This is a genomic window from Pseudooceanicola marinus, assembly GCF_020177265.1.
In the GTDB taxonomy this organism is placed as follows: Bacteria; Pseudomonadota; Alphaproteobacteria; order Rhodobacterales; family Rhodobacteraceae; genus Pseudooceanicola; species Pseudooceanicola marinus_A.
This window is the reverse complement of the sequence record NZ_JAIVMC010000015.1, coordinates 1-23157: the sequence shown is the minus strand read 5'-3', so window position 1 is coordinate 23157 and position 23157 is coordinate 1. Positions and strand designations below refer to the sequence as shown.

The 23157-nt window shown below is 67.7% G+C and carries 23 protein-coding genes; 8 read left to right on the top strand and 15 right to left on the bottom strand.

Annotated elements, in window-relative coordinates; all coding sequences use genetic code 11:
* The first annotated feature begins 6 nt into the window (after positions 1 to 6).
* Complete coding sequence (locus LC066_RS19870; protein ID WP_224902862.1) at positions 7 to 831, top strand: bifunctional 5,10-methylenetetrahydrofolate dehydrogenase/5,10-methenyltetrahydrofolate cyclohydrolase; 825 nt, start codon at positions 7 to 9, stop codon at positions 829 to 831.
* A 131-nt stretch (positions 832 to 962) separates the two neighbouring features.
* Positions 963 to 1598 (top strand): nuclear transport factor 2 family protein, encoded by a 636-nt coding sequence (locus LC066_RS19865; protein ID WP_222480679.1) that lies wholly within the window; start codon positions 963 to 965, stop codon positions 1596 to 1598.
* 59 nt (positions 1599 to 1657) lie between these two features.
* Here the strand turns inward: LC066_RS19865 and LC066_RS19860 are convergent, their stop codons facing one another.
* The 11 genes from LC066_RS19860 to LC066_RS19810 form a co-directional block, all read right to left on the bottom strand.
* The gene (locus tag LC066_RS19860) at positions 1658 to 2041 is read right to left on the bottom strand and encodes a RidA family protein (protein ID WP_224902859.1); all 384 of its coding nucleotides are present in this window, start codon (positions 2039 to 2041) and stop codon (positions 1658 to 1660) included.
* 199 nt (positions 2042 to 2240) lie between these two features.
* On the bottom strand, positions 2241 to 3248 hold the full coding sequence (locus LC066_RS19855; RefSeq protein WP_224902857.1) for a TRAP transporter substrate-binding protein: 1008 nt from the start codon (positions 3246 to 3248) through the stop codon (positions 2241 to 2243).
* 13 nt (positions 3249 to 3261) lie between these two features.
* Positions 3262 to 4533: a TRAP transporter large permease gene (locus LC066_RS19850; RefSeq protein WP_224902854.1), complete on the bottom strand. Its 1272-nt coding sequence runs from the start codon at positions 4531 to 4533 to the stop codon at positions 3262 to 3264.
* Positions 4530 to 5072 carry a TRAP transporter small permease gene (locus LC066_RS19845; RefSeq protein WP_224902851.1) on the bottom strand — a complete coding sequence of 181 codons (543 nt, stop codon included), beginning with the start codon at positions 5070 to 5072 and terminating at the stop codon, positions 4530 to 4532. The genes LC066_RS19850 and LC066_RS19845 overlap by 4 nt, the downstream gene beginning before the upstream one ends.
* Positions 5072 to 5998 carry a 5-formyl-3-hydroxy-2-methylpyridine 4-carboxylate 5-dehydrogenase gene (gene fhmpcd1, locus LC066_RS19840; RefSeq protein ID WP_224902849.1) on the bottom strand — a complete coding sequence of 309 codons (927 nt, stop codon included), beginning with the start codon at positions 5996 to 5998 and terminating at the stop codon, positions 5072 to 5074. Before fhmpcd1 ends, LC066_RS19845 begins: the two co-directional genes overlap by 1 nt.
* Before the next feature lie 281 nt (positions 5999 to 6279).
* Positions 6280 to 7923 carry a GMC family oxidoreductase gene (locus tag LC066_RS19835; RefSeq protein WP_224902845.1) on the bottom strand — a complete coding sequence of 548 codons (1644 nt, stop codon included), beginning with the start codon at positions 7921 to 7923 and terminating at the stop codon, positions 6280 to 6282.
* 118 nt (positions 7924 to 8041) lie between these two features.
* Entirely contained in the window at positions 8042 to 8770 is a 729-nt protein-coding gene (locus tag LC066_RS19830) for a class II aldolase/adducin family protein (protein ID WP_222480694.1), read from the bottom strand.
* Positions 8771 to 8834: 64 nt separating this feature from the next.
* Positions 8835 to 9290 carry a YbhB/YbcL family Raf kinase inhibitor-like protein gene (locus LC066_RS19825; RefSeq protein WP_222480695.1) on the bottom strand — a complete coding sequence of 152 codons (456 nt, stop codon included), beginning with the start codon at positions 9288 to 9290 and terminating at the stop codon, positions 8835 to 8837.
* A gap of 36 nt (positions 9291 to 9326) precedes the next feature.
* Entirely contained in the window at positions 9327 to 9917 is a 591-nt protein-coding gene (locus LC066_RS19820; protein ID WP_224902841.1) for an amino acid synthesis family protein, read from the bottom strand.
* Between the two features lie 64 nt (positions 9918 to 9981).
* Complete coding sequence (locus LC066_RS19815; RefSeq protein WP_224902838.1) at positions 9982 to 11121, bottom strand: FAD-dependent oxidoreductase; 1140 nt, start codon at positions 11119 to 11121, stop codon at positions 9982 to 9984.
* A 48-nt stretch (positions 11122 to 11169) separates the two neighbouring features.
* Positions 11170 to 12000 carry an alpha/beta fold hydrolase gene (locus LC066_RS19810; protein WP_224902834.1) on the bottom strand — a complete coding sequence of 277 codons (831 nt, stop codon included), beginning with the start codon at positions 11998 to 12000 and terminating at the stop codon, positions 11170 to 11172.
* 190 nt (positions 12001 to 12190) lie between these two features.
* Between LC066_RS19810 and LC066_RS19805 the strand changes: the two genes are divergently transcribed.
* The 3 genes from LC066_RS19805 (at position 12191) to LC066_RS19795 (ending at position 15038) form a co-directional block, all read left to right on the top strand.
* The gene (locus LC066_RS19805) at positions 12191 to 12862 is read left to right on the top strand and encodes a GntR family transcriptional regulator (protein WP_222480702.1); all 672 of its coding nucleotides are present in this window, start codon (positions 12191 to 12193) and stop codon (positions 12860 to 12862) included.
* Positions 12863 to 12946: 84 nt separating this feature from the next.
* Complete coding sequence (locus tag LC066_RS19800) at positions 12947 to 13420, top strand: Lrp/AsnC family transcriptional regulator (RefSeq protein WP_222480704.1); 474 nt, start codon at positions 12947 to 12949, stop codon at positions 13418 to 13420.
* 121 nt (positions 13421 to 13541) lie between these two features.
* Positions 13542 to 15038, top strand: a complete 1497-nt coding sequence (locus LC066_RS19795; protein WP_224902831.1) for an NAD-dependent succinate-semialdehyde dehydrogenase — start codon at positions 13542 to 13544, stop codon at positions 15036 to 15038.
* A 71-nt stretch (positions 15039 to 15109) separates the two neighbouring features.
* On the opposite strand, the gene LC066_RS19790 is transcribed toward LC066_RS19795, so the two are convergent.
* Complete coding sequence (locus LC066_RS19790; RefSeq protein WP_224902828.1) at positions 15110 to 15991, bottom strand: dihydrodipicolinate synthase family protein; 882 nt, start codon at positions 15989 to 15991, stop codon at positions 15110 to 15112.
* Positions 15988 to 16971, bottom strand: coding sequence for a 4-hydroxythreonine-4-phosphate dehydrogenase PdxA (gene pdxA, locus LC066_RS19785; RefSeq protein ID WP_224902825.1), 984 nt, complete (start codon positions 16969 to 16971; stop codon positions 15988 to 15990). Before pdxA ends, LC066_RS19790 begins: the two co-directional genes overlap by 4 nt.
* 150 nt (positions 16972 to 17121) lie before the next feature.
* On the opposite strand from pdxA, the gene LC066_RS19780 reads away from it, so the two are divergent.
* Positions 17122 to 18177: a four-carbon acid sugar kinase family protein gene (locus tag LC066_RS19780; RefSeq protein WP_224902809.1), complete on the top strand. Its 1056-nt coding sequence runs from the start codon at positions 17122 to 17124 to the stop codon at positions 18175 to 18177.
* A gap of 21 nt (positions 18178 to 18198) precedes the next feature.
* Positions 18199 to 18942: a FadR/GntR family transcriptional regulator gene (locus LC066_RS19775; RefSeq protein WP_085889311.1), complete on the top strand. Its 744-nt coding sequence runs from the start codon at positions 18199 to 18201 to the stop codon at positions 18940 to 18942.
* A 68-nt stretch (positions 18943 to 19010) separates the two neighbouring features.
* Here the strand turns inward: LC066_RS19775 and LC066_RS19770 are convergent, their stop codons facing one another.
* Positions 19011 to 20132, bottom strand: a complete 1122-nt coding sequence (locus LC066_RS19770) for an iron-containing alcohol dehydrogenase (protein WP_224902806.1) — start codon at positions 20130 to 20132, stop codon at positions 19011 to 19013.
* Positions 20133 to 20135: 3 nt separating this feature from the next.
* A complete protein-coding gene (locus LC066_RS19765; protein ID WP_224902804.1) occupies positions 20136 to 21323 on the bottom strand; it encodes a sialidase family protein in 1188 nt (395 codons plus the stop codon).
* Positions 21324 to 21638: 315 nt separating this feature from the next.
* On the opposite strand from LC066_RS19765, the gene LC066_RS19760 reads away from it, so the two are divergent.
* Positions 21639 to 23135 carry an ABC transporter substrate-binding protein gene (locus tag LC066_RS19760; protein ID WP_224902801.1) on the top strand — a complete coding sequence of 499 codons (1497 nt, stop codon included), beginning with the start codon at positions 21639 to 21641 and terminating at the stop codon, positions 23133 to 23135.
* The last annotated feature ends 22 nt before the right edge of the window (positions 23136 to 23157 follow it).

The window sequence follows — 23157 nt, the reverse complement described above, 5'->3', positions numbered from 1 at the left end:
GGCGGGATGCGGATCTTCGACGGCACGGCGCTGGCGGCAAGGCTGAACGCGGCGACGCGGGCGCGGGTGGCGGAACTGGGCCGGGCGCCGCGTTGCCGGGTGCTGCTGGATGGCGGCAACGCGGGCATGGCGGCCTATGGCGCCCGCCTGGCCGACAGCGCGGCCGCGGCGGGGATCGTGCTGCAGATGGAGAGCTATCCGCAGGCCCCGGAGGTATTGCCCCGGCTGGCCGCCCTCGCCGCAGATGCCACCGTGGACGCCGTGGCGACCCTCTACCCGCTGCCTGCCGGGGTGGACCCGTTGCAGGCGGCCATCACTCTGGGCGCGGCCAAGGACATCGACGGGCTGCACCCGGAAAACGCCGGACTGCTGGCCCTCGGCGCCCCGGCCCGGGCACCGGCGACCGCGCAGGCCTGCCGCCTGATCGCGGAAGACATCGCCGGGCCGCTGACCGGCCGGGAGGTCGTCCTGGTGGGCGCCTCGCGGATCGTTGGGCGCCCCCTCGCGCAGCTTCTGCTGGACGCGGGCGCGACGGTCGGCGTGACCCACGCGGACACCCGCGACCTGGCGGCCCACACCCGGGGCGCGGAGATCGTCATCACCGCTGCCGGGCGCGCCGGGCTGATCGGGCCGGATCACCTGGCTGACGGGACGGTGGTGCTGGACGTGTCGATCAATCGCGGTGCTCACGGACTGATCGGCGATGTGGACTTGGCCGCGCTGGCGGATCGCGACGTGACCGTCACCCATGTGCCCGATGGCGTCGGCCCGGTCACCACCGCCTGCCTTCTGGCCAATATCGCGGCGACTGCCTGCGAAGCTGGCAGCTAGGCCGGCGCGCAGGCGCCCGCGCCGCGAAATCGCCTCTTCCCCGTTGCGCAGGCGGGAAAGCTGCCCTCCGATAGTCGTATTACGAACCGTCGCTCGATAATCGACGGAAGTGAAAACAGAGAGGAAAGACCATGACCAAGCTGACGTCCCTCGCGACCGGCGCCGCCCTTGCCGCCTTCACCACCTTCGCCGCCCTGCCCGCCCTGGCCGAGGTCACCGAGGTGCGCCCTGGCGTGACCTATGCCGGCACCCTGTCCGAAGACCCCGATCGCGCCGAGATGGAGGGGCTGGTCCTCGACCTCGCCTCCTCCTGGGCCGCCTGCAACCCGGAGCTGATGGAAGCCACGGTGACCGAGGACGTGGCCTTCTCCTACCCCACCACGTCCTACACCGGGCGCGACACCATGCTGGAAGACCTGGCGGCCTTCTGCGACATGGCCAAGGACACCAGCATCTACCTGCCCGCCGATGCCTTCTTCGTCGACACCGAGACCGGCCGCATCGCTGCGGAGCTGCAGTTCCGCACCTTCCAGCGCGGCTCGCGCCAGGTGGTGAACGACGTCTGGGTGGCCCATGTGGCGGACGGCAAGATCAGCGTCATCAAGGAATACCTGGATGGCCGGGTGAAGGACCTGCAGGCCCTGGGTGTGCTGCAACTGGCCGAAAGCCCCGAGGTGCTGACCCCCTGGCCCGCCCGCACCGAGGAATGGGAAGGCTGTTTCCCCATCGTGAAGGCCGCGCCGATCAACACCTGCCCGGCCGAGTAAGAAGTCCCACATGAAACGGCAACGGCCGCGCCCCGGGGCGCGGCCGTTTGCACGTGGGCTCAGCCCCGGCGCAGGGCGAGGGCCTCGACCTCCACCAGGAACTCCGGCCGGGTGAAGCCCGAGACGATCATCAGGGTGGAAGCGGGTTTGACCGCCAAGCCAGCACATACCTCATCGCGCACGGCCATGTAGGGCTTCATGTCCTCGCGTCTGGTCACAAAGGCCGAGAAGCGCAGCACGTCGGAGGCGTCCAGCCCGTCTTCGGCCAGGATCGCCAGGACCGCGTCGAAACACATCCGGGATTGCGCGGTGATGTCTTCGGGGATCGTGCCGTCGGCGCCAAGGGCCAGTTGGCCGGAGGTCACCAGAACCGGCCCCGCGGCGATGCCGTGGGAATAGTTGCCGAAGGGGGCGGAAATGCTGTCGGGGGAGAGGGATTTCATGGCGGCTCCGGGCTGCTCTGCTCTGGGATGGGACAGGGCTAGCACGCGGCGCAACGGGCCGGAAGGGCGCGGCCTTGCCCCTTGGCGCGGCGTCGCATGGACGCGGGCGGCCAGGCGACGGTGCAAAGGACAAGGCCCGGGATGCGCGACTGCATCCCGGGCCTCACTTTCAGCTCCCGCACAAGGCGGGCAGGCGCGATCACTCGGCGCGGTAGGCCTCGACCAGGGCCAGGATGCGCTCGTACTCGGCGCGCACCTCGGGCTGCGAGGACAGGACCGCTTCGGTCACCTCGGCAAAGCCGGCTTCCATCTCGGCCTGATCATCCGCGCTCAACTCGTGGATCTGGCCGCCGTTCTCGGTCCAGACGTTGTAGGTGCGTTCCACGTTCTCGACACCCCAGGAGAAGACCTGCTCCTCGGCGGCACGACCGGCCTCGATGATGGCCTCCTGCACCTCGGGGGTCTGCATCTGGAAGAAGCCCTCGTTCATCACCGTCAGCGAGACGATCTCGGCAAAGCGCAGATCGAGGATGGAGCTGCCGACGTCGTAGTACTTGAAGGCGGTCAGCACGGGCATGCCGACCAGCATGCCGTCAAGGCCACCCGACTGCAGTTGCGGGATAACCTCCGACAGGGCCAGCGGCAGCGGCGTGGCGCCCAGCTGTTCCATCGGCTGCACCTGCAGCGGCGAGGCGAAGGTGCGGACCTTCAGCCCCTCGATCCCGGCCAGGCTGTCGACCTCGTCCACAGTGAAAAGCACGGTGGGCGAATTGTAGATCGCGCCGATCACCCGCAGGCCCTTGTCGAGGAACATCTCCTCCAGGTGCTCGCGGTACTCGGGGTCATGGATCACCGCGCGCACCTCTTCCGGGGTCTGGAACAGGCCCGGCACGTCGAAGGCCTGGAAGCGGGGGTCGACGTTGCTCATGAAGGAGGTGGGGGTGGTGAAGGCCTCGATGGTGCCCAGCAGGACGCCTTCGGACATGCGCGGGATCGAGCCCAGCTGGCTGGCCGGGTAGATCTCGGTGGTGACGGCACCGGGGACCAGGGCCTCCAGCTCTTCGGCGAAAACCTTGTCCCATTCGTGCTGGACGTCGTTGATGGTCGCGGTCGCGATCTTCAGCGTGGACTGGGCCTGGGCCGCTGTCAGGGGCGCCACCGCGATGGCCGAGGTAAGTGCAACGGTCTTGAGTAGTCTGGAAAGCATGGAATTTCCTTTCTTACAGTGACGAACCGAGTGTCAGCGACAACGCCGGAACATAGGTGATGATGAGGAGGGCCAGGACGAGGATGACGACGAAGGGTACGACGCCCCGGTAGAGTGTGTGGGCCGGCAGGCCCGTCACCTGTTGCGCGACGAAGATGTTCAGGCCGAACGGCGGGGTGAACATCCCGATCGCGAGATTGACCGACATCACGATGCCGAAATGGACGGGATCGACGCCCAGCGAGGTGGCGATCGGCACCAGAAGCGGCGCCAGCACCAGGATGGCCGAGGTCGGGTCCAGGAAGGCGCCGATGACCAGCAGCAGCAGGTTGACCGCCAGCAGGAAGGTCACGTCGGTCAGCTGCATCGCGTCGATCCAGGCGATCAGCGCCTGCGGCACGCCCTGGGTCGTCATGATCCAGGTCACCACGCTGGCCGCGGCCACCACGATCAGGATCTGCGCCGACAACATGGCCGAGGCACCGGCGGCGCGCACCACGTCCGCGAGGCTCATCGTGCGATAGACCAGCAGGGCGATGATGATGGCATAGGCACAGGCAAAGCCGCCCGCCTCGGTGGGGGAGAAGACACCGAGGTAGATGCCGCCCAGCACGAAGACCGGCATCAGCAGCGCCCAGAAGGCCTTCTTCGTGGCGCGCAGCGCCTCGGTCAGGCTGAAGCCATGTTCGGCCGGGATGCCGCGGCGCACCGCGTCGAAGACGACGAAGGCCGCCAGCATCAGCGCCATCAGCAGCGCCGGCAGCACACCGGCGATGAAGAGCTGCGGAATGGATTGCTCTGCCGACATGCCGTAGAGGATCATGGCAATCGAGGGCGGGATCACGATGTCGATCGCCCCGGCGGAGGCCAGCAGCCCCCCGGCGCGCCGCTCGCCGTAGCCGCCCGCGATCAGGCGCGGGTAAAGCGTCTTGCCGAGCGCGCCGACGGCCGCCACGCTGGAGCCGCTGATCGCGCCAAGCGCGGTAGACGAGGCGACCGTGGCCACGCCCAGGCTGCCCGGCACCCGGCCGACCATGGCCATGGCCCAGGCGATCAGGCGATTGGCGATACCGCTGGAGCTCATCATCTCGCCGGCGAAGACGAAGAAGGGAATGGCCAGCAGCGCGTAGTTGTCGAAGCCGCCGAACAGCACCTGTTGCAGCGCGACGGGTTGCAGCGGCAGCACGAACATCATCGCCACGACCACCCCGGTCAGGAAGACCAGGAAGATCGGCGTGCCCGCGATCATCAGCAGCAGCGGAAGAATGACCAGACTTGCGATCATGCGCCTGCCTCCGATCCGGTGTCGTTGCGCAGCAGCCGCACCAGGTCGAGGGCGAACATCACCACCCCGCCCAGCGTCAGCCCGGCAAAGCCGCACAGCAGCGCCGCATGGGGCACGGTCATCGGCACGCCCAGGCCCATGCTGGTCACGCCGATGCTGGCGATGCGCCCGATGAACAGCCAGGACGCCCAGGTGGCATAGCCGCAGGCCAGCACGGCGGCGGCATCATGCACCAGGTAAAGGGCCAGCCGCGCCCGCCCCTTCAGGTAAAGCGGCAGCAGGTTCACGCTGATATGGGTGCGCAGGAAGAACGACAGCACCGCGCCGATCATCACCACCCAGATCACGAGGAAGACCATCAGCTCGTCCGCGCCCACGGGCGAGACCCCGAAGAGGTAGCGGCTGCCGGCGTTGCCGACGTTGACGGCGACGACCACCAGCAGGCCGAGGCCCAGCAGGTTCTGCAGCCAGGCCTGCACCTTGGCCCCCGGGCGCGCGGCCCCCGGGTCCTCGGCGGGAAGGTTCACGTTTTCCGACATCACCCGCGCCCCTCGATGATGCGGCGTACCGCCACCAGCTTCTCGGCGCGATCGCGCTGCAGCCCGGCCAGCTTTTCCGGCGGGTAGTCGTAGATGCCGCTGCCGGACTTGATGCCCAGGGTGCCCGCCTCGATCTTGGCGCGCACCATCTCGGGCACGTCCTTGCGGTCCGACAGCTCCTTGTTGAGGAAGGTGGAAACGGAGTTGTAGATGTCGAGCCCGGCCATATCCAGCAGCGCCATCGGCCCGATCACCGCCAGCTTGTAGCCGATCCCCCAGGAGACGCAGGTGTCGATGTCCTCGGGGTCGACGACGCCCTGTTCCACCAGGTCGATCACCTCGCGCAGCAGGGCATAGAGGACGCGGTTTTCCACGAAGCCGGGCACGTCCTTCTTCACCACCACCGGCAGCAGGTTCAGGCTGCGGATGAAGTCGCGGATGGTCTGCACCGTCTCCGGCGCGGTCTGGTCGCCGGCGATGACCTCGATCATCGGGATGATGTGCGGCGGGTTCGACCAATGTATGCCGACCATGCGCGCCGGGTTCGACAGATGCGCCTGAAGAGAGGTGATCGGCAGGCCCGAGGTGTCGGAGGCGACGATCACGTCAGGGCCCACCAGGGCGTCGATCTGGCGATAGACGCCCGCCTTGATCTCCAGGTTTTCGGGCACGTTCTCGATCACCAGGTCGGCGCCTTCGACGGCGCGGGCCAGGTCGTCGGTCAGGGTCAGGGCGCCGGCGCCTGTGTCGGGCGCGGGGATGCCCAGGGCATCCAGCACCCCGTTGGCCGTGTCCTGCATCTCGTCGGCCCGGGCCAGCGCCTCGGCGGAGATGTCGTAGGCGGTCACGTCGACCCCGCCGCGCACCAGCCGGGCGGCCATGCCGGGTCCCATCGTTCCCAGACCGATCAGTGCTACTTTCTTCATGTGTCCAATTCCTTGCTAGGGGTCCCCCGGGGCGGCGCGATCCGTACGGCCGCCGCGCGCCGGGCAAGAGGTGGGACGCCTGCGCGGGCCGTGGGGCAAACCGGGGCCGGCGCAGCGTCGTCATGGGTCATCACAGGGAAAGGGCAGACCGGCGCGGCGCCCAGAGGGGCGCGCGCTGTCGGGTCATGAGGTGCGAAATCCTTCGCGGTCATCGGTCGTTTCCCTGTTGGTGGAATGCCCCTGCGGCCTTTTGCGGCTCTGTCGGGGCGCGGTTTCGGTCTCTAGCTTGCGGCCTCCATCGCGGGGGCGGTCTGCCGGGCGTCGGCCCGGATCATGTCGGCAGCCTTCTCGGCGATCATCAGCACGGCGGAGTTGATGTTGCCGCAGACCAGGTCGGGCATGACCGAGGCATCGACCACCCGCAGCCCCGCCACACCGCGCACCCGCAGTTCCGGGTCCACGACCGACCCCGCATCGGCGCCCATGCGGCAAGTGCCGGCGGGGTGGTGTACGGTGATCGAGGTGTTGCGGATATGCTCGTCGATCTGCTCATCGCTCTGGCAGTCGGGCCCGGGCAGGAACTCGGCGTCGATATAGGGCTGCATCGCGGGCTGGGCGGCCAGGTCGCGGGCCACGCGGACCCCCGCGCGCAGCGACTGCCAGTCCTTTGGCGAGGCGAGGAAATTCTGGTGGATGCGCGGCGCGGCCGCGGGATCGGCGGAGGCCAGGCTGACGCTGCCACGGCTTTCGGGCTGCACCGCGACGATGCGGGTGGCGAAGCCGTCCGCGAAGGGCTGCTTGAAGGGCTTCATCCAGGGCCAGGCCGCCAGGGGGGCGGCGGTGAACAGAAGCTGCACGTCGGGCAGCGGGCGGCTCTCGTCGCTTTTCAGGAAGGCCACGACACCGCCCGGCACATCCCCGGCAAAGCCCTTGCCGGTGAAATAGGTGCGCACCATGTCCAGCCCGATCCGGTCGGCGCGCATCTTGTGCAGGAAGGGGCCGGGCGTCTTGCGGCGGTACATCAGGATGACCGAGACGTGGTCCTGCAGGTTCTTGCCCACCTCGGGCAGTTCCACCAGGGTCTCGATCCCCTGCGCCTGCAACTCGTCGCCCGCGCCGATGCCCGACAGCATCATCAGCTGCGGCGTGTTGATGACGCCACCCGACAGCAGCACCTCGCGGCGCGCATAGACCTGGCGTTCCTGCCCCTTGTGGTCGAAGACGAGGCCGGTGGCACGCCCCTCCTTCAGCACGATGCGGCGCGCCAGGGCGCCGGTCAGCACCGTCAGGTTGGACCGTTTCAGCGCCGGGCGCAGGTAGGCATTGGCGGCAGAGGCGCGGCGGCCGTTGGAGATGGTCATCTGCAACCGGCTGAACCCTTCCTGGGTCTCGCCGTTGTAATCCTCGGTCTGGGGATAGCCGCCCTCGACGCTGGCCTCGGCGAAGGCCTCGATCAGGTCGTCCTCGTAGCGGCACCGCTGGGTGCTGACGGGGCCGTCGCCGCCGCGGAAGGCATCCTCGCCCCCTTCCCAGCTTTCCTGCCGCTTGAAGTAGGGCAGCACCTTTTCATAGGACCAGTCGGTCAGCCCGCTGGCTGCCCAGCGGTCATAGTCGCCCCTGTTGCCGCGCACATAGGCCATGGCGTTGGTCGAGGACGACCCGCCGATCACCTTGCCGCGCGCGCATTCCACGCTGCGGCCGCCGACGTTCTCTTCGGGTTCGCAGAAATACATCCAGTCATGGCGGCGCTCGGTCAGGATCTTGCCCCAGCCCAGGGGGACATGGATCATCGGGTCGCGATCCCAGCCGCCGGCCTCCAGCAGCAGCACCGACACATCGGGGTCCGCGCTCAGCCGGTTGGCCAGCACGCATCCGGCGCTGCCTGCACCGACGATGACGTAGTCATAGGTTTCCGTTTGGGACATGGCGATCTTCCTTGCGCCCGGCGCGCGCGTTCAGGGACCGGGAAATTCGTGCCGGGACGGGAGGCGCGTTTCGCCCCCCGGCCCAAGGGTCCGGGGATGGGACCGGATGAGGGCGAGCTCAGAGCAGGCCCGCTTCCTTCAGGCGCTGGCTCCAGTGATCCCAGCCGCGGTTGATCTGCGCCCCGACCAGGTTGCCGGCGGATTCGATTTCGCCCGGGGTCAGGTACTTGATGTTGCCGATCTGCATGCCGATCGAATGTGCCTTGGCTTCCTGCTCCATGTAGAAGGCGCGGAAGACCGTCTCGCGGATCGAGTTGCCGACGTTGACGACGCCGTGGCGCGCCATGATGACGGCCGGGAAGTCGCCCAGGGCCTCGGCGATCTCGGCGCAGACCTCGGGGCTGCCGCCGAAGAGGTCGGTGTCATCGCCCTGCTTCTCGCGGATCTCGTAGACCGGCACGGCCTCGCCCAGGAAGGCACCCATATGGGTCACCGGGCGCAGCGGCGTGTCGATGAAGCAGTAGGGCAGCACCTCGGGCGAGTGGGTGTGCAGCACGCACATCACGTCCGGGCGCGCCTTGTAGATCTCGCTGTGGATGTAGCGTTCGAGGTAGGAGGGACGGTTGTCCGTCGTCTCGCCATCCAGGGTCAGGGTCTGGATGTCCTCGGTGGTGATCCAGTTGGGCGCCAGCTTCTGGCCCAGCAGGAACTGCTCGGGGTTGTCGGGGTCGCGGACGCTGATGTGGCCGAAGACATCCATGATGCCCTCGTTCACCAGGATCTTGGTGCCGATCACCAGCTCCTCGATCGCGATCTCGCGTGCGGATTTCGTTTCTTGGTCGGTCAAGGTCTTGCTCCCGTCGGAAGGACCCCGGCGCCCCTCGGGTGGGGCGCCGGGGCCGAAAGGTGGGTCAGTTCGAGTAGAGGCCGACGATGCGGTTCTGCTCGATGATGTTGCCGGCGTAGGTGTCCAGGAACTGCTCGCGCGTGGGGGTGCCTTCGACGGCGGTGTCCAGCGCGTAGACCCAGAAGTAGTAGTGGTGATCGCCGTGCCCCGCGGGCGGCTGCGGGCCGTAGTACTGCATGTCGCCGGCGCCGTTCGGGCCCACCCGGTATTCTTCCTGCGCGTTGGACAGGTCCGTCGCGGTCGGCTCGATCCCGTAGACCGTCCAGTGGGTGAAGCCCTGGGCCAGGGGGGCGTCGGGGTCGTGACAGATCACGGCCAGCTCGACCGTGCCCTCGGGCACGCCGCTGACGGTCAGCCTGGGCAGCACGTTGCCCTTGTCGCCGGCGTGTTCGTCACGCAGCCGGTCCAGCGGCGCGAAATCCTGCGAGGTGATCTTCAGATCCTTGATGTTCAAAGGCATGATGTGTCCTTGTCGTCTTTGGGGTCGCGGGCCAGGTCAGGCCGAAAGCTGCAGGTCGGCCAGGGAAGGGCCGCCGACGCGCTGGTGGATGCGGCCGCCGGTGGCCACGGCAACGCAGATCAGGATCTCGTCCGGGCGCGGGCCGTCGGGCACGCAGAAGGTGAAGGCGTCGTAGTGCGAACGCACGTAGAGCTCGTCCTTGTGGGCCAGCGGGATATCGAGGGCGGTGCCCGCCGAGGCGACCTTGCTGGCCGAGGAGATCCAGGCCGCGCCGCCGCCCACTTCCTCGCGCAGGGGATCGCCGAAGGTGGTGGTGACGCAGGCCACGACGTGTTCCTGCTCGCCCGCGATGCCCGCGATGCCGCCCTTGCCGTAGCTCTGCACCGGGCGACCGCCCAGCATGGAGACGACGCGCGCGCCCAGGGCATGACCGATGGCGGCGCTCGGGGTGGTCAGCGGCGACAGGTCGTCCACGAACTTGCCCGCGAAGGGGTTGCGGATGATGACGCCGGCGGCCGCCTTGATCAGGGGCTCGGTCGCGGAGCCGCCATCGTGGCGGACCTCCTGCATGGCGCCGTACCAGCCGCGGACCTCGTAGTCTTTCTCGACCTGGTTCGAATAGTTCATCTGTTTCTCCTGAAAGTGTCCGGCAGGGCGGCGGACGCAGGTCCGCTGCCGCCGCCGGCGGGTGTCACTGCGGCCACGAATAGATGCCGCGGATCGGGTCGAACCGGTGGGCTTCCAGCACGGTTTCGGTGAACTGGTTGCCGTAGGACATGCCGCGGCTGGCCGCGAAGTCGCCCGACATCTTCTGCGTGCGATCGGTGATCGGGCGGATGCGTTTCTCCCATTCGGGCAGCGCGTCTTCGACCGAGCCGGCGGCCGAGACGTCCTGCGCCAGGGTATAGGCGTTGACCATGCCGCAGCCCGCGCCCTGGGCCAGAGCCGGGCACATGGCATGCGCCGCGTCGCCCACCAGGGCCACTTTGCCGCGCGTCCAGCTGTCCAGCTTGGTCGTCTGGTAGGTGTCGTAACGCGCATCCTGGATCTTGGCCGCGTCAGCCAGGCAGGGTTCGAGGAAGGGGAACATCTCGACCCAGACGTCGTAGTTCAGCGGCACCGCCGACCCCTTGGGATCCGCCGAGGGCGCCATCAGGCCCAGGTACAGCTCTTCGTCGTTGCAGGGGGAGTAGAGGATCCGCTGCACGCGCGGCCAGTGGTTCCACATGTCGATGGTGTTGTCCCATTCGCCATGGCCCAGCTTGTCCTTGTGACGCGGCACGATCAGGCGGATGATCCCGTCGGTGGCGCCCCAGCGTTCCTGTTCGAACTCCAGCGAATCCCGCACCTTGGATCCGACGCCATCGGCGCCGACGATCAGGTCGCCTTCCAGGACCTCGCCCGAAGCCAGCTTCAGCTGGCCATCGGCGGTCGCGCCCACGACCTCGGCATTGGTGCGCAGGGTGACGCCCACGGCCTCGGCCCGCTTGACCAGCGCGTTGTGCAGATGCGCCCGCGTCATCACCCGCCAGGGCAGACCGTTGAAGGTCTCCTTCGAGACCGACTTGTTGTGCATCCAGGTTTCATAGGCCGGCGGCGTATGCGAGCCCTGCAGCACGTCCTCCAGGGCGTCGATCCCTTCCAGCACGCGCAGCCCGTTGTACCACAGGTAGATCCCGGCGCCGAAGGCGCGCAGTTCCTCGCCCTTCTCGTAGAGCGTGACGTCCCAGCCGTTCTGGCGCAGCGCGATCGCGGCCGTCAGCCCCGCAAAGCCACCGCCGGCCACGTGGGCCACCCGGGTCTTACCGTTCGTGTTGTTGATATTTGCCATTCTTCTATTCCTGTTGGGAGGAGTTTGGATCACGCGAGGCGCCCTGGATCAGGCGTCGACGAAATTCCGGATCGCCTTGATCGTGACCTCGGGATTGGTCTCGTTCACGTAGTGGTCGGCACCGGGGATCACCGCGATCGGCATGTCGGGGCGCAGCGCATGGGTCTTCTCCAGCGCCGCCTCCGAAACCAGCTTGCTGTCCGCGCCGCGCACCACCATCACCGGCCGCGTCACCTGGCGATAGGCGGGCGCCAGGTCGGCGCGCAGACCCGCCGCCGTCTGCGCCATGGCACTGGCGGAGGCGCGCGGGCGCAGCCCGTCGTCGGTGGCGTGGTAGCCGCTTTCCGCCCGGATCTTTATCGCCGTCGCGGGAATGTTGGGGTAGCGGTTGGCCAGGTAATCCTCGACGGCGGCCAGATCCGTGAACGCCTGGTCGCCCGCGTTCACCCGCGCCTCCAGGCTGTCGAAGACCTCCGTCTCGATGAAGGGCGTGAAATCGACGGCGGCGACCGAGCGGACAAGGTCGGGATACCGCGCCGCCGCGGTGACCGAGTTGCGAGACCCCAGCGAATGACCGACCAGGATCGCGGGCCCCTGATCCAGCGTGCGGATCAGCGCCGCGATATCCTCGGCATAGTCGTCGGCGTCATAGCCCGTGTCGGGCTTGTCGCTGAGGCCGTGGCCGCGCTGATCGACGGCGATGGTCGTGAACCGGTCAGCGAAGGCCTGCATCAGCGGCGCGAAGACGGCGGAATTCGCGGTGATCCCGTGGAAGAACAGCATCAGCGGCCCCTGGCCCGCCTTGCGCAGATTGAGCGTGATGCGACCCGTATCCACCCGATACGGCTCGAACCGGCCAGCGCCTTGATGCTCGGTCATCATAGTCATCCCTGTACGTGTCTTGTTGCCCTGAACCGAGCACGCGGGCCACGTTCCTGTCAACCAGATTGTCAGACCATCTTCCAATCTTTTAATAATACCATATACTGCCCGCCTATATCCTCATCGCTTCACTTCGTGTATGAGGGACCATCTCGTCGGAAACGCGCGCAGCCTGAGAGAGTATTTGATGACGCCTGACCTGAACCTGAGGATTTCACCGCGGACCGTTCGCCAGGAAACGGTGGAAAAGCTGAGGCTTGCCATCTTTTCCGGCGTCTTCCAGCCCGGCAGCCGCCTGGTGGAAAGCCAGCTCTGCGAACAGCTTGGCGTCAGCCGGCCCTCGCTGCGCGAGGCCCTGCGCAGCCTGGAGGCCGAGCGGCTGATCGAGATCATCCCCAACCGGGGCCCCTCAGTGCCGTCGCTGTCCTGGGAAGAGGCCACCGCCATCTACGATGTGCGCGAACTGCTGGAGGTCGAGGCGGCCGGCCGTTGCGCCACCCTGATCCCGCCCGAAGAGCTGAAACGCCTGGAAAAGTCGCTGCATGCCTTTGAACAAGCCGCCGACAGCGAAGACAGCCTGGCCCGCGTCATGACCGCGGCGGAGTTCTACTCGATCATCCTCGGCAACTGCGGCAACCCGATCCTGGAAGAGGTGCACCGCGGCCTGGTGGCGCGCATCTCCTTCTTCCGGGGACGGTCGATGTCCCAGGGCGGCCGGGCGCAAAGCAGCCTGCAGGAGATGCGCGACATCTATGACGCCATCGCCGCAGGCGACGAAAAGGCCGCCCGCAAGGCCGCGAAGAAGCACCTGCACAAGGCCAAGACCGCGGCGAAACAGTCGATGGAAACAGCAGACTGAGCACCCCGGGCGGCGCCCGTGGACCCTGCCGCGCGAAAGCCCTAGGGTGCAGGCAACCATCGCCACCGCCCAAGGAGTTCTTGCGTGAAACTCGACCAGAGGGACATCGCCATTCTGCGCGTCTTGGCGCGCGAGGGACGGATCTCCAAATCCGACCTGGCGCAGCGGGTGAACCTGTCGCCCACCCCCACCTGGGAACGGCTGCGGCGGCTGGAAGAGGCGGGTGTCATCCGCGGCTACCACGCCGACATCGACATGAAGATGCTGGTGCCCGGGGTCGAGGTCTTCGTCACGGTCGAGCTGGAGCGTCACAAGGCCGCCGATTTCGCCGCCTTCGAAAAGCTGGCCGAGGGGCGCGAGGAAATCGCCGCCTGCTGGGCCCTTGGCGGCGGCTTCGATTACCTGATGCTGGTGGCGGTGAAGGATATCGACGCCTACCAGCGGTTCATGGACGGGCTGCTGGAATCGGGCATCGGCCTGGCCCGCTATTACACCTACGTGGTGACCAAGCAGGTGAAGAGCCACGTCGCGCGCCTACCCGATCCCGACCCGGCCTAGAGGAAACCTCTGACGCAGCGCGCGCAAAGGGAGAGTTCGTCTCCGCCGGCGCGGGCGTTCAGAGAGTTCCTCTGGCCCGAAGGGCGTAGCCTGACGGGGACAGACATCCCCGGAGGTTCCCATGCCCGATACCCGCCACGCCCCCTATTTCGCCCCGCTGCAATCGCGCCTGGCCGACCCGCGGCTGATGCGCGGCTTTTCCTATGTCGACGGGCGTTGGCTGTCCGGGGACCGCGGCGCCAGTTTCCCGGTCAGCGACCCGGCCACCGGCGCCCGCCTGGGCGAAGTGGCCGCCCTTTCGGCCGCCGAAAGCGCCGCCGCGGTGGATGCCGCCGACCGCGCCTTCCCCGCCTGGGCCGCCCTGTTGCCGCAGGAACGCGCCGCGATCCTGCGCCGCTGGTACGACCTGATCACCGAGAACGCCGAGGACCTGGCCCTGATCATGGTCATGGAACAGGGCAAACCCCTTTCCGAGGCGCGCGGCGAGATCCGCTATGGCGCCGGTTTCGTCGAATACTACGCCGAGGCCGCCCGCCGGCCCGACGTAGAAGGCGTCACGCCGCATCTGCCGGGCACCGAGATGAAGGTCACGCGCGAACCGCTGGGCGTCGCCGCGCTGATCACGCCGTGGAACTTCCCCTCCGCTATGCTGACCCGCAAGGCTGCGGCCGCCCTGGCCGCCGGCTGTACCGTTGTGGCGCACCCCAGCCATGAAACCCCCTACTCCGCCCTGGCCCTGGCCGAACTGGCGGAACGCGCGGGCCTGCCCGCCGGGGTCTTCAACGTCGTCACCGGCCAGCCCGAAGAGGTGACCGAGCCCTGGCTGGAGGACGCCCGCGTGCGCGCCATCTCCTTCACCGGCTCGACCCGGGTGGGCAAGCTCCTCTACCGCCGCTCCGCCGACACGGTGAAGCGGCTGGTGATGGAACTGGGCGGCCATGCGCCCGCGCTGGTCTTTGCCGACACCGATCTGGACCAGGTGATCCCGAAGATGGTGGATGCGAAATTCGCCACCTCCGGGCAGGACTGCCTGGCCGCCAACCGCATCTACGTGGAACGCCCGATCTACGACGCCTTCTGCGCCCGATTCGCCGAGGCCACCGCGCGGCTGACCACCGGCCCCGGCCACGAGGACCCGGACATCGGCCCGCTGATCAACGAAGGCGCCGTGGCCAAGCAGGAAGAACAGGTGGCCGACGCCCTGGCGCGCGGCGCCCGCCTGCTGACCGGCGGCACCCGCGATCCGCAGGGGCCGCTGTTCTACCAGCCCACTGTACTGGTCGACGTGCCCGAGGGCGCACAGATCCTGAGCGAGGAAACCTTCGGCCCCGTCGCCGCCATCCTGCCCTTCGATACCGAGGGCGAGGCGATGACGCGCGCCAATGACAGCGACTACGGGCTGGTGGCCTACCTGCACACCAGCGATCCGGGGCGCATTTCCCGGCTGACCCGCGGCCTTCAGGCCGGGATGGTGGCCGTGAACCGCACCTCGATCACCGGCGCACCGATCCCCTTCGGCGGCGTGAAGCAATCGGGCCTGGGCCGCGAAGGGTCGCGCCACGGGATGGAGGCCTTTACCGAACTGAAATACGTCTGCGCCGACACGCTGGAAGGCTGATCGCCGCCGCGAGAAACGACAAACGCCCCGGCGCGCAGGCACCGGGGCGTTTTGTTGTGACCAAGGTGTGCTTACAGGTCGAAGTCCGCCAGCACCTCTTCGATGGCGCGATCCGTTTCCGGGTCGGGCAGCAGCGCAGGCTGACGCGAGGCGCCGACAGAGGGATCGCGCAGATACAGCGCCCTCTTCACCAGCGCGGGCGGATAGCCCAGCTTGTAAAGCGCCACGCGGAAATCGCCGAAGGTCTTCTGCGCCTCGGCCGCGCCCACCTCGTCGCCCGCGTTCACGCAGGACACGATTCGCGCCAGCACCTCGGGCATGACGTTGCCGAGGCCGGAAATGCAGCCCTTCGCGCCGTTGGTCAGCGCCCAGTGCACCAGGTGATCGGGGCCGGAATAGACGTCGAACCCGGGCACGGCGCGGCCGACGGCCAGATAGGCCTCCAGCGTGTCCTGGGCCCCGCCGGAATCCTTGATACCGGCGATATTGCCATGGGCGGCAAGGGTTTGCGCCGTTTCGGGCTCGATATGATTCTGGGTGCGCGCCGGGATGTCGTAGAGGTAGACGGGCGTTTCCACCGCATCAGCCACGGAGGTGAAATGCCGGATCAGCCCATCCTGCGTGCAGGCGATGAAGAAGGGCGTGATGACGGCGATGCCGTCGACGCCGATCCGGTCGAATTCCTTCGCCAGCAGGATGGTCTCATAGGTGGCGGGCATGCCGGCGTTGACGATCACCTTGGCCTTGCCGCCGACCTCGTCCACCACCTCACCGCACAGACGCACCTTTTCGTCGAAGGTCAGGGCGGAGAAATCACCGTTGGTGCCCGCGCACATGATGTTGTTGCCGGCGGCCACCTGGCGCCGCACCTGGGCGCGGGTGGCATCATAGTTGATCGTCTCGTCGTCATTGAAACAGGTGACGAGCGCAACGAAGGCTTCCTTGTCGCTCATGCGGCGGCCTCCTTTTTCGCAGCGGCCATGCGGGCGGCATAGTCCAGCGCACAGAGCATGTTGGCATGGTTCGCGCGGCCGGTGCCGGCGATGTCGAAGGCGGTGCCGTGATCGACCGAGCAGCGGTCGATAGGCAGACCCAAGGACACATTCACGGCGGTGTCGAAGGCCACCAGCTTGATCGGGATATGGCCCTGGTCGTGGTACTGGGCAATCACCAGATCGAAGGCCCCCTGATAGGCACGGTGATAGACCGTATCGGCGGAAATCGGGCCCTGCACGTCGATGCCTTCAGCCTGGGCCGCGGCGACGGCGGGGGCGACCTGATCGTCATCCTCGGTGCCAAACAGACCGTTTTCGCCGCAATGGGGATTGATCCCCGCCACGGCGATGCGCGGCGCGGGATTGCCCATGCGGATCAGGTGCCTGTGCCCGGTGCGGATGGTCTCCAGCACCCGCGCGGTGGTGGCGCGGGTGATCGCATCGCGCAGCGCCACATGGGTCGAGACATGCACCACGCTCAGGCGTTCGGAGGACAGCAGCATCCAGGACGAGGCCGAACCGGTCAGATGCGCCAGCATCCCCGTGTGCCCGTCGTAATGGTGCCCGGCGGCATTCAGCGCCTCCTTGTTGATCGGCGCGGTGACGATACAGGCCGCCTCGCCGCCCAGGGCGCGCTGCACGGCCCGCTCGATATAGCGGAAGGAGGCCTCGCCGCAGGCGGGCGACAGCACGCCGAATTCCCCCGGCAGCCCTTCCACCGGAACATGATCCACGCGAATGCCATCTCCGGAGGCATCAGGCGCCAGGATGGGCAGATCGACACCCAGCACCTTCGCCGCCCGCTCCATCGTGTCTCGGTTGCCGATGACATGGGTTTCGGCGCGCAGGGCGGCATCCCGATCGGCCAGCGCACGCAGGGTGACCTCTGCGCCGACGCCCGAGGGGTCGCCCATGGTGATCACGATCTTTTCGCTCATCCTACTCCTCCGTCGGCAGCGATCTCGGCCCTCTTTAACCTATGGGTAAATAGGTATCAACATTTACCGCCTGCACCTGCAAATTTTCAGGCAAACCATTATGAAAATGATAGAAATGACAGGCTAGGGCTGATTATATCAGTTTACAACATGCAGGAGGGAAGCCCGATGCACACCAAGGTACTGATCATCGCGGACGACCTGACCGGGGCGCTCGATTCCGCTGTCGGCTTTGCCGCGCCCGGACGCCGGGTGATGGTCGCCCGCAGCCCCGAGGACGTGGCGGAAACCTGGGCCACCCGGCCCGACGTGCTGGCCGTCAATACCTCCAGCCGGGAGATCAGCGCCGAGGCCGCCGCCGCGCGCGTGACCCGCGCGCTGAAGGCCCTCTCGCCCGACGACTTCGACGTGGTGATGAAGAAGGTGGATAGCCGACTGAAGGGCAACCCGGCCGCCGAAACTGCCGCGCTGGCCCGCTGGGCCGGCCGCGCCCGGCAGGTCGCCTGCCCCGCCATCCCGGAGATGGACCGCCGCGTCGAAGACGGCGCATTGGTCGGCGCCGGCGTGGCGGATCCGATCCCCGTCGCCAGCCGCTTCGACGATCCGGTCGAGGTGCCCGAGATCAGCACCGATGCCGAGCTGGACAGGCTCGTGGCAGACACCCCGGACAGCCCCCTCTGGATCGGGGCGCGCGGACTGTCCTTTGCCCTGGCGCGCCAGCTGGGCGTGACGGCGCCGCCCGACACAGGGCTGGCCGCGCCGGTAATGATCGCCAACGGGTCCCGCGATCCGGTGACGCTGGCGCAGATCGCCGCCCTGCCCGACAGCCTGACCCGCATCGAAGCCCCCGACGGCAGCGCCTCCGACGCCGTACCAACACCCGGCCAACCGCTCGCCCTGACAATCACCGACGGCGGCGGCGCCCTGCCCGGGGCCGAGGCCGCCCGCCGCTTCGCCGAGACCATCGCGCGCACCGCCCAGGTCGCCCGGCCCGGCGCCCTGGTAATCTGCGGCGGGGAAAGCGCGCAGGCAGCACTGGACCGGCTGTCGGTAACCAGTTTACAAATCATCGCCGAGCTGCGGCCCGGCCTGCCCCTGTGCCGCATCGACACCGCGTGGGGGCCGGTGGATATCGTCACGAAATCAGGCGGCTTCGGCGCGCCGGGGCTTCTGGCCGAGATCGTGGACGCCGCCGGAACACGCTGAAAGGCAGGAAGGAACAGGACGATGGACCAGCACAACAATTCCCCGCAGGACGGTGGCCCGGCCCGCGGCGGGCGCACCTCCCTGTCGGAGAAGGTCTATACCTCGCTGAAACAGCGGATCTCGCGCGGGGACTACGGCGCCAACGAAAAGCTGCCGGCGGAAAAGGACCTGTCGGTGCAATATGGCGTGTCGCGCCCGGTTCTGCGCGCGGCCCTGGAACAGCTGCGCGGCGAGGGGCTGATCGTGTCACGCCAGGGGGCCGGCAACTTCGTCCGGGTGAAACGCGAGGCCGCGCTTGGCTACACCCCGGTGGAGACCATCGCCGACATCCAGCGATGCTACGAGTTCCGCCTGACGGTGGAGGTGGATGCGGCGGGCCTGGCCGCGCAGCGTCGCAACCAGGCCGTGCTGGACGAGATGCTGGAGGCGCTGGATCTGCTGTCGGACGCCACGGGATCGCGCCTGCACCGCGAAGACGCGGATTTCGCCTTTCACCTGGCGATCGCCCGCGCCACCAACAACCAGTATTACGCCGAAACCCTGAAGGCCCTGCGCGATCACATCTATGTCGGGATGAAGATGCACGGCGATGCCCTGATGTCCGACGGGGCGGCGGCGCTGGAACACGTACTGGGCGAACACCGCGCGATCTTCGAGGCGATCCGCGACGGCGAGGCGGAGACCGCCCGCGCCGTCATGCGCGCCCATGTCACCCATTCGCGCGAACGGCTGTTCGGCGGCGGGATGCTCGACCTTTCCATGTGACCGCCTGAACGCAAATGCGGCGCCCCTGTCGGGACGCCGCCTGCCGCGACGCGCGCTCCGTCACCCTGTCAGAACGCGTCGCGATAGATCCCGTGAACGTCCGCCACACTCATGTCGCGGGGGTTGTTGTCCATCAGGCGGCGGATGGCATGGGCCTCCTCCGCGAAAAGCCCCAGGTCGCCTTCGGCCGCGCCATGCTGCGACAGGCGCATCTCGATGCCCAGATCACGACAGAAGCCGACGGCGGCCTCCTTCAGCGTCTCAACCGATCCGGCCTGACCCAGGCCGAGAGCCGTGGCCACCTCCTGCGTCTTCTCCGGTGCCACCGGCTGGTTGAAGGCCAGGACGTGAGGGAAAATGATCGCATTGGCCAACCCGTGCGGCAGCGACAGCCGGGTGCCCAGCGGGTAGGACAGCGCATGGCCGGCGGCGGTGTTCACCGGGCCGAGGCAGATACCCCCGTAGTAGGAGGCCAGCATCATCCCCGCCCGCGCCTCGCTGTCGCGGCCATCCTCAACCGCGCGCTTCAGGTACTTGCCCACCAGGTTGAACCCCATGCGCGCATAGCCGTCGATCAGGTCGTGGGACTTGATGTTGGTGAAGGCCTCCACGCAATGCGCCATGGCGTCGACGCCGGTAGCGGCCGTGACCGCAGGCGGCACGGAATAGGTCAGCTCGGGGTCCAGAACCGCCAGGTCGGCGATCATGTGCGGGCTTTCCACGGCCAGTTTCGACTTGGTATCCGGGTCCGTCACCAGCGCGCGGATGCCCGCCTCGGAGCCCGTGCCGGCGGTGGTGGCCACCTGGATCAGCGGCACGCGACGGCCCACCACCTTGTTGGGCCCCACCACGTCGCGCAGCGCCTGGTCGCCATCCCACAGGACCGCGACCAGCTTCGCGATGTCGAGGACGGAGCCGCCGCCCAACCCCACCACAAGGTCGGGACCGAAGGCGCGGGCGCGCTCCAGCACCGCCTCGAAGGCGGGCAGATCGGGTTCGGGCGGCACGTCATCGATGACCAGCACCTCCCCCGACAGGCCCAGCCGGTCGACATATTGCGCGGTCGGGCCGCTGGCGATGACCAGCGGGCGGGCGGCCTTGACGGCCTCGCCCACCTTGGCCGCAGCCCCCACGCCGACTTCAAGCCGGCGGGGCTGATGAATGGTGATCAGGCGATCCATGGAAGACATGGCTCACTCCTTTCCGGCAAGCTGTTGGACAAGATCGGCAACCGTTTCGGGCGCCAGACGCACGTGGCGGATCGCCCGGCGATAGAGGGTATAGGCGATGTCGAGCCCGCCATCGGCGCGGGGCAGGATCACCGGGTAGGACAGCTCCTTGTTCTTTCCGTCCAGGGAGTTGTTGCTGAGGCAGGTGCCGTCGCTGTCCTCCACGACGTAGCGAACCGGGAAGGTCCGTCCGCCGTCGGCCGACAGGCACAGGGCCAGCGGCGCGCGCTCGACACCCCAGATCGGCTGACAGCCCTCGACCGCCTCGGGCCGGTCGTCCTGCTCCTCCAGCTCATCGTAGAGAGAGGCGCGGCGCGCCTCGGACTGCGCGGCGGAGGTCGGGTTGCAGACCATGGCCAGCACCCCCTCCGGCAGGGCCGCCACGCCAATGGAGCTGTTGTTGTTGGGCACGTCGGTCGGCGCAGGCGCGGACCAGCTGCGCCCGCCGTCGTGGCTTTCGGAGCGGTGCACGAAATCGGACTGACGGCGACGGTAGAAGGCCGCCATTTCGTCCCCGCCGAGGGAAACGGGCGTCATGTGCACGGCGCCGGGCGAGTCGGGCACTTCCTCCACCTGCCAGCTCTGGCCGCCATCGCGGCTGATGCCGATGGCGGCGGTGTCGAAGGCCCCGGTCCAGCGGATGCCGGGGCGCGGATTGCAACGGAAGAGCGGGAGCACCCAGGCGCCGTCGTCACGGACGTAGGGACACGCGCGGATGAAGGTGCCGGGCGGCAGGCCGGTGTCGCGCGCCGCGCCAGAGGCCAGCCGGTCGCCTTCGCGCCGCAGCGGCCGCAGGTAGACCCGCGATTCGTCCTGGTTACCCGCCGGCTGCGCCGTGTTGAACAGCCACAGACCCCCGTCGGGCGCGGCGAAGATCACCGGGTTCTGCTCGGACCTGTCGGGATCCTCGGTCAGTCGTGCAGCCGGCCCCCAGCGATCCGCCCCCTCCTCCAGCAGGCAGGCGTAGGCGGAAATGTCCGACTTGCCCTCCAGCGTGCCGCCGAACCAGGCGCAGGCCAGGGATCCGTCGGGCAGTCGAGCCAGGAAGGCCGCGTGATTCTGCACTGTCTCGGCGGGCAGGATGGCCCATTGCCCATCGGCCCGCGCGCCCAGCGCGCCGTCCATCCTGCTGGCGATCTCCTCCGGCGTCATGCCAAGCCTCCTCCCTGAATTCGTCAGGTGACAAGTGAGCAGATCGACACACAAGTTGTCAAGTTGTGAAATGATCCAGCAAGTCTCGGACCCTATAACCGGTGACAAGTCCACGAAATAGACTCATATAATTAGGGCTTTATGGCGATTTCGGCGCCTGACCCGTATTGAGGTTTGACAAGGCTTTCCAACTTTACCAATATTCGGAGTCGCAGGGGCCGCGGGAGGCGGCCTTGCCGCGGCTCGCCCGACGGCACGCATCAAGGGGCCGGGACGCGCCCCGCAGGAGAGGCCACCGGCCTCAGGGAGGAAGAAATGAAGAGAACCATTTTCATGGCAGGGGCCATGCTGGCGACCACCGCGCTCAGCCCTGCCTTTGCACAGGACGCGGGCGTGACCATCGTGCTGGGCGAGGAACCGGACCTGGTCGAACCCTGCATGGCGACCCGTTCCAACATCGGGCGCATCGTGCTGGGCAACATCAGCGAAACCCTGACCGAGCTGGACGTGCGCGGTGACGAGGGCCTGAAACCCCGCCTGGCCGAAAGCTGGGAGATGGTGGGCGACGCCACCTGGCGCTTCCACCTGCGCGAGGGCGTGACCTTCTCCGACGGCAGCGCCTTTGACGCCGAGGACGTGAAACATTCCTTCGAACGCGCCCAGAGCGACCAGATCACCTGCGAGATCTCGCGCTACTATGAAGGCATCGAGATCACGCCGGAGGTGGTCGACGAGCACACCATCGACTTCACCACCGATCCAGCGCAGCCGATCCTGCCGCTGCTGATGACGTTGCTGACCATCGTGCCGTCCGAGACGCCGATCGAGTTCACCCGCGAACCCGTGGGCACCGGCCCCTACACCCTGTCCGACTGGGCACCGGGGCAGAGCATCACCCTGGAACGCCGCGACGACTACTGGGGCGAGGCGCCCGAGGTGGCATCGGCCAACTACGTCTTCCGGGCCGATCCGTCGGTGCGCGCGGCGATGATCGCCACGGGCGAGGCGGACATTGCGCCCTCGATCTCGGCCATCGACGCCACCACCGAGATGGACATGTCCTACCCCAACTCGGAAACCACCTATCTGCGGATCGACCAGTCCATGGCGCCGCTGGATGATGTCCGGGTGCGCGAGGCGCTGAACATCGCCATCGACCGCGAGGCCTTCGTCGGCACCATCCTGGCCGAAGGGACCGAGCTGGCCACGGCGCTGAACGTGCCGACCACCCTGGGCTGGAACCCCGACACCGAGACCCGCCCCTACGACCCCGAGCGCGCCACCGCGCTGCTGGAGGAAGCCAAGGCCGACGGCGTGCCGGTCGATACGGAAATCCTCCTGGTGGGCCGCACCGGCAACTTCCCCGGCGCGACCGAGACCTTCGAGGCGATCCAGTCGATGCTGTCGGACGTCGGGTTCAACATCCGCCTGCAAATGGTCGAAGTGGCCGAGCACGAACAGTACTACTCGAAGCCCTATGTCGACACCCAGCCGGTCCTGGTGGGCGCGCAGCACGACAACTCGCGCGGCGATCCGGTCTTCTCCATGTACTTCAAGTACCATTCCGATGGCCGCCAGTCCGGCATCGCGGATGAGAAGGCGGACGAGCTGATCGAGGCGGCCACCGCGGCCACCGGCGAAGAGCGCGAGGCTCTGTGGTCCGAGCTCTTCGGCTACCTGCACGACGAGGTGATCGCGGATGTGCTTCTGTTCCACATGGTCGGCCATGCCCGCGTCGGTGACAGCGTGGACTTCACGCCCACCATCGCCACCAACAGCCAGCTGCAGCTGGCGGAAATCGGCCTGAACTGAGGCTGACAGACAAGCGGCGCGC

Excerpts from the sequence above, each read along its gene's own strand:
- LC066_RS19870 (WP_224902862.1), top strand. The coding sequence starts at position 7 with ATGCGGATCTTCGACGGCACGGCGCTGGCGGCAAGGCTGAACGCGGCG.
- LC066_RS19865 (WP_222480679.1), top strand. The coding sequence starts at position 963 with ATGACCAAGCTGACGTCCCTCGCGACCGGCGCCGCCCTTGCCGCCTTC.
- LC066_RS19860 (WP_224902859.1), bottom strand. The coding sequence starts at position 2,041 with ATGAAATCCCTCTCCCCCGACAGCATTTCCGCCCCCTTCGGCAACTAT.
- LC066_RS19855 (WP_224902857.1), bottom strand. The coding sequence starts at position 3,248 with ATGCTTTCCAGACTACTCAAGACCGTTGCACTTACCTCGGCCATCGCG.
- LC066_RS19850 (WP_224902854.1), bottom strand. The coding sequence starts at position 4,533 with ATGATCGCAAGTCTGGTCATTCTTCCGCTGCTGCTGATGATCGCGGGC.
- LC066_RS19845 (WP_224902851.1), bottom strand. The coding sequence starts at position 5,072 with ATGTCGGAAAACGTGAACCTTCCCGCCGAGGACCCGGGGGCCGCGCGC.
- fhmpcd1 (WP_224902849.1), bottom strand. The coding sequence starts at position 5,998 with ATGAAGAAAGTAGCACTGATCGGTCTGGGAACGATGGGACCCGGCATG.
- LC066_RS19835 (WP_224902845.1), bottom strand. The coding sequence starts at position 7,923 with ATGTCCCAAACGGAAACCTATGACTACGTCATCGTCGGTGCAGGCAGC.
- LC066_RS19825 (WP_222480695.1), bottom strand. The coding sequence starts at position 9,290 with ATGCCTTTGAACATCAAGGATCTGAAGATCACCTCGCAGGATTTCGCG.
- LC066_RS19820 (WP_224902841.1), bottom strand. The coding sequence starts at position 9,917 with ATGAACTATTCGAACCAGGTCGAGAAAGACTACGAGGTCCGCGGCTGG.
- LC066_RS19815 (WP_224902838.1), bottom strand. The coding sequence starts at position 11,121 with ATGGCAAATATCAACAACACGAACGGTAAGACCCGGGTGGCCCACGTG.
- LC066_RS19810 (WP_224902834.1), bottom strand. The coding sequence starts at position 12,000 with ATGACCGAGCATCAAGGCGCTGGCCGGTTCGAGCCGTATCGGGTGGAT.
- LC066_RS19805 (WP_222480702.1), top strand. The coding sequence starts at position 12,191 with ATGACGCCTGACCTGAACCTGAGGATTTCACCGCGGACCGTTCGCCAG.
- LC066_RS19795 (WP_224902831.1), top strand. The coding sequence starts at position 13,542 with ATGCCCGATACCCGCCACGCCCCCTATTTCGCCCCGCTGCAATCGCGC.
- LC066_RS19790 (WP_224902828.1), bottom strand. The coding sequence starts at position 15,991 with ATGAGCGACAAGGAAGCCTTCGTTGCGCTCGTCACCTGTTTCAATGAC.
- pdxA (WP_224902825.1), bottom strand. The coding sequence starts at position 16,971 with ATGAGCGAAAAGATCGTGATCACCATGGGCGACCCCTCGGGCGTCGGC.
- LC066_RS19780 (WP_224902809.1), top strand. The coding sequence starts at position 17,122 with ATGCAGGAGGGAAGCCCGATGCACACCAAGGTACTGATCATCGCGGAC.
- LC066_RS19775 (WP_085889311.1), top strand. The coding sequence starts at position 18,199 with ATGGACCAGCACAACAATTCCCCGCAGGACGGTGGCCCGGCCCGCGGC.
- LC066_RS19770 (WP_224902806.1), bottom strand. The coding sequence starts at position 20,132 with ATGTCTTCCATGGATCGCCTGATCACCATTCATCAGCCCCGCCGGCTT.
- LC066_RS19765 (WP_224902804.1), bottom strand. The coding sequence starts at position 21,323 with ATGACGCCGGAGGAGATCGCCAGCAGGATGGACGGCGCGCTGGGCGCG.
- LC066_RS19760 (WP_224902801.1), top strand. The coding sequence starts at position 21,639 with ATGAAGAGAACCATTTTCATGGCAGGGGCCATGCTGGCGACCACCGCG.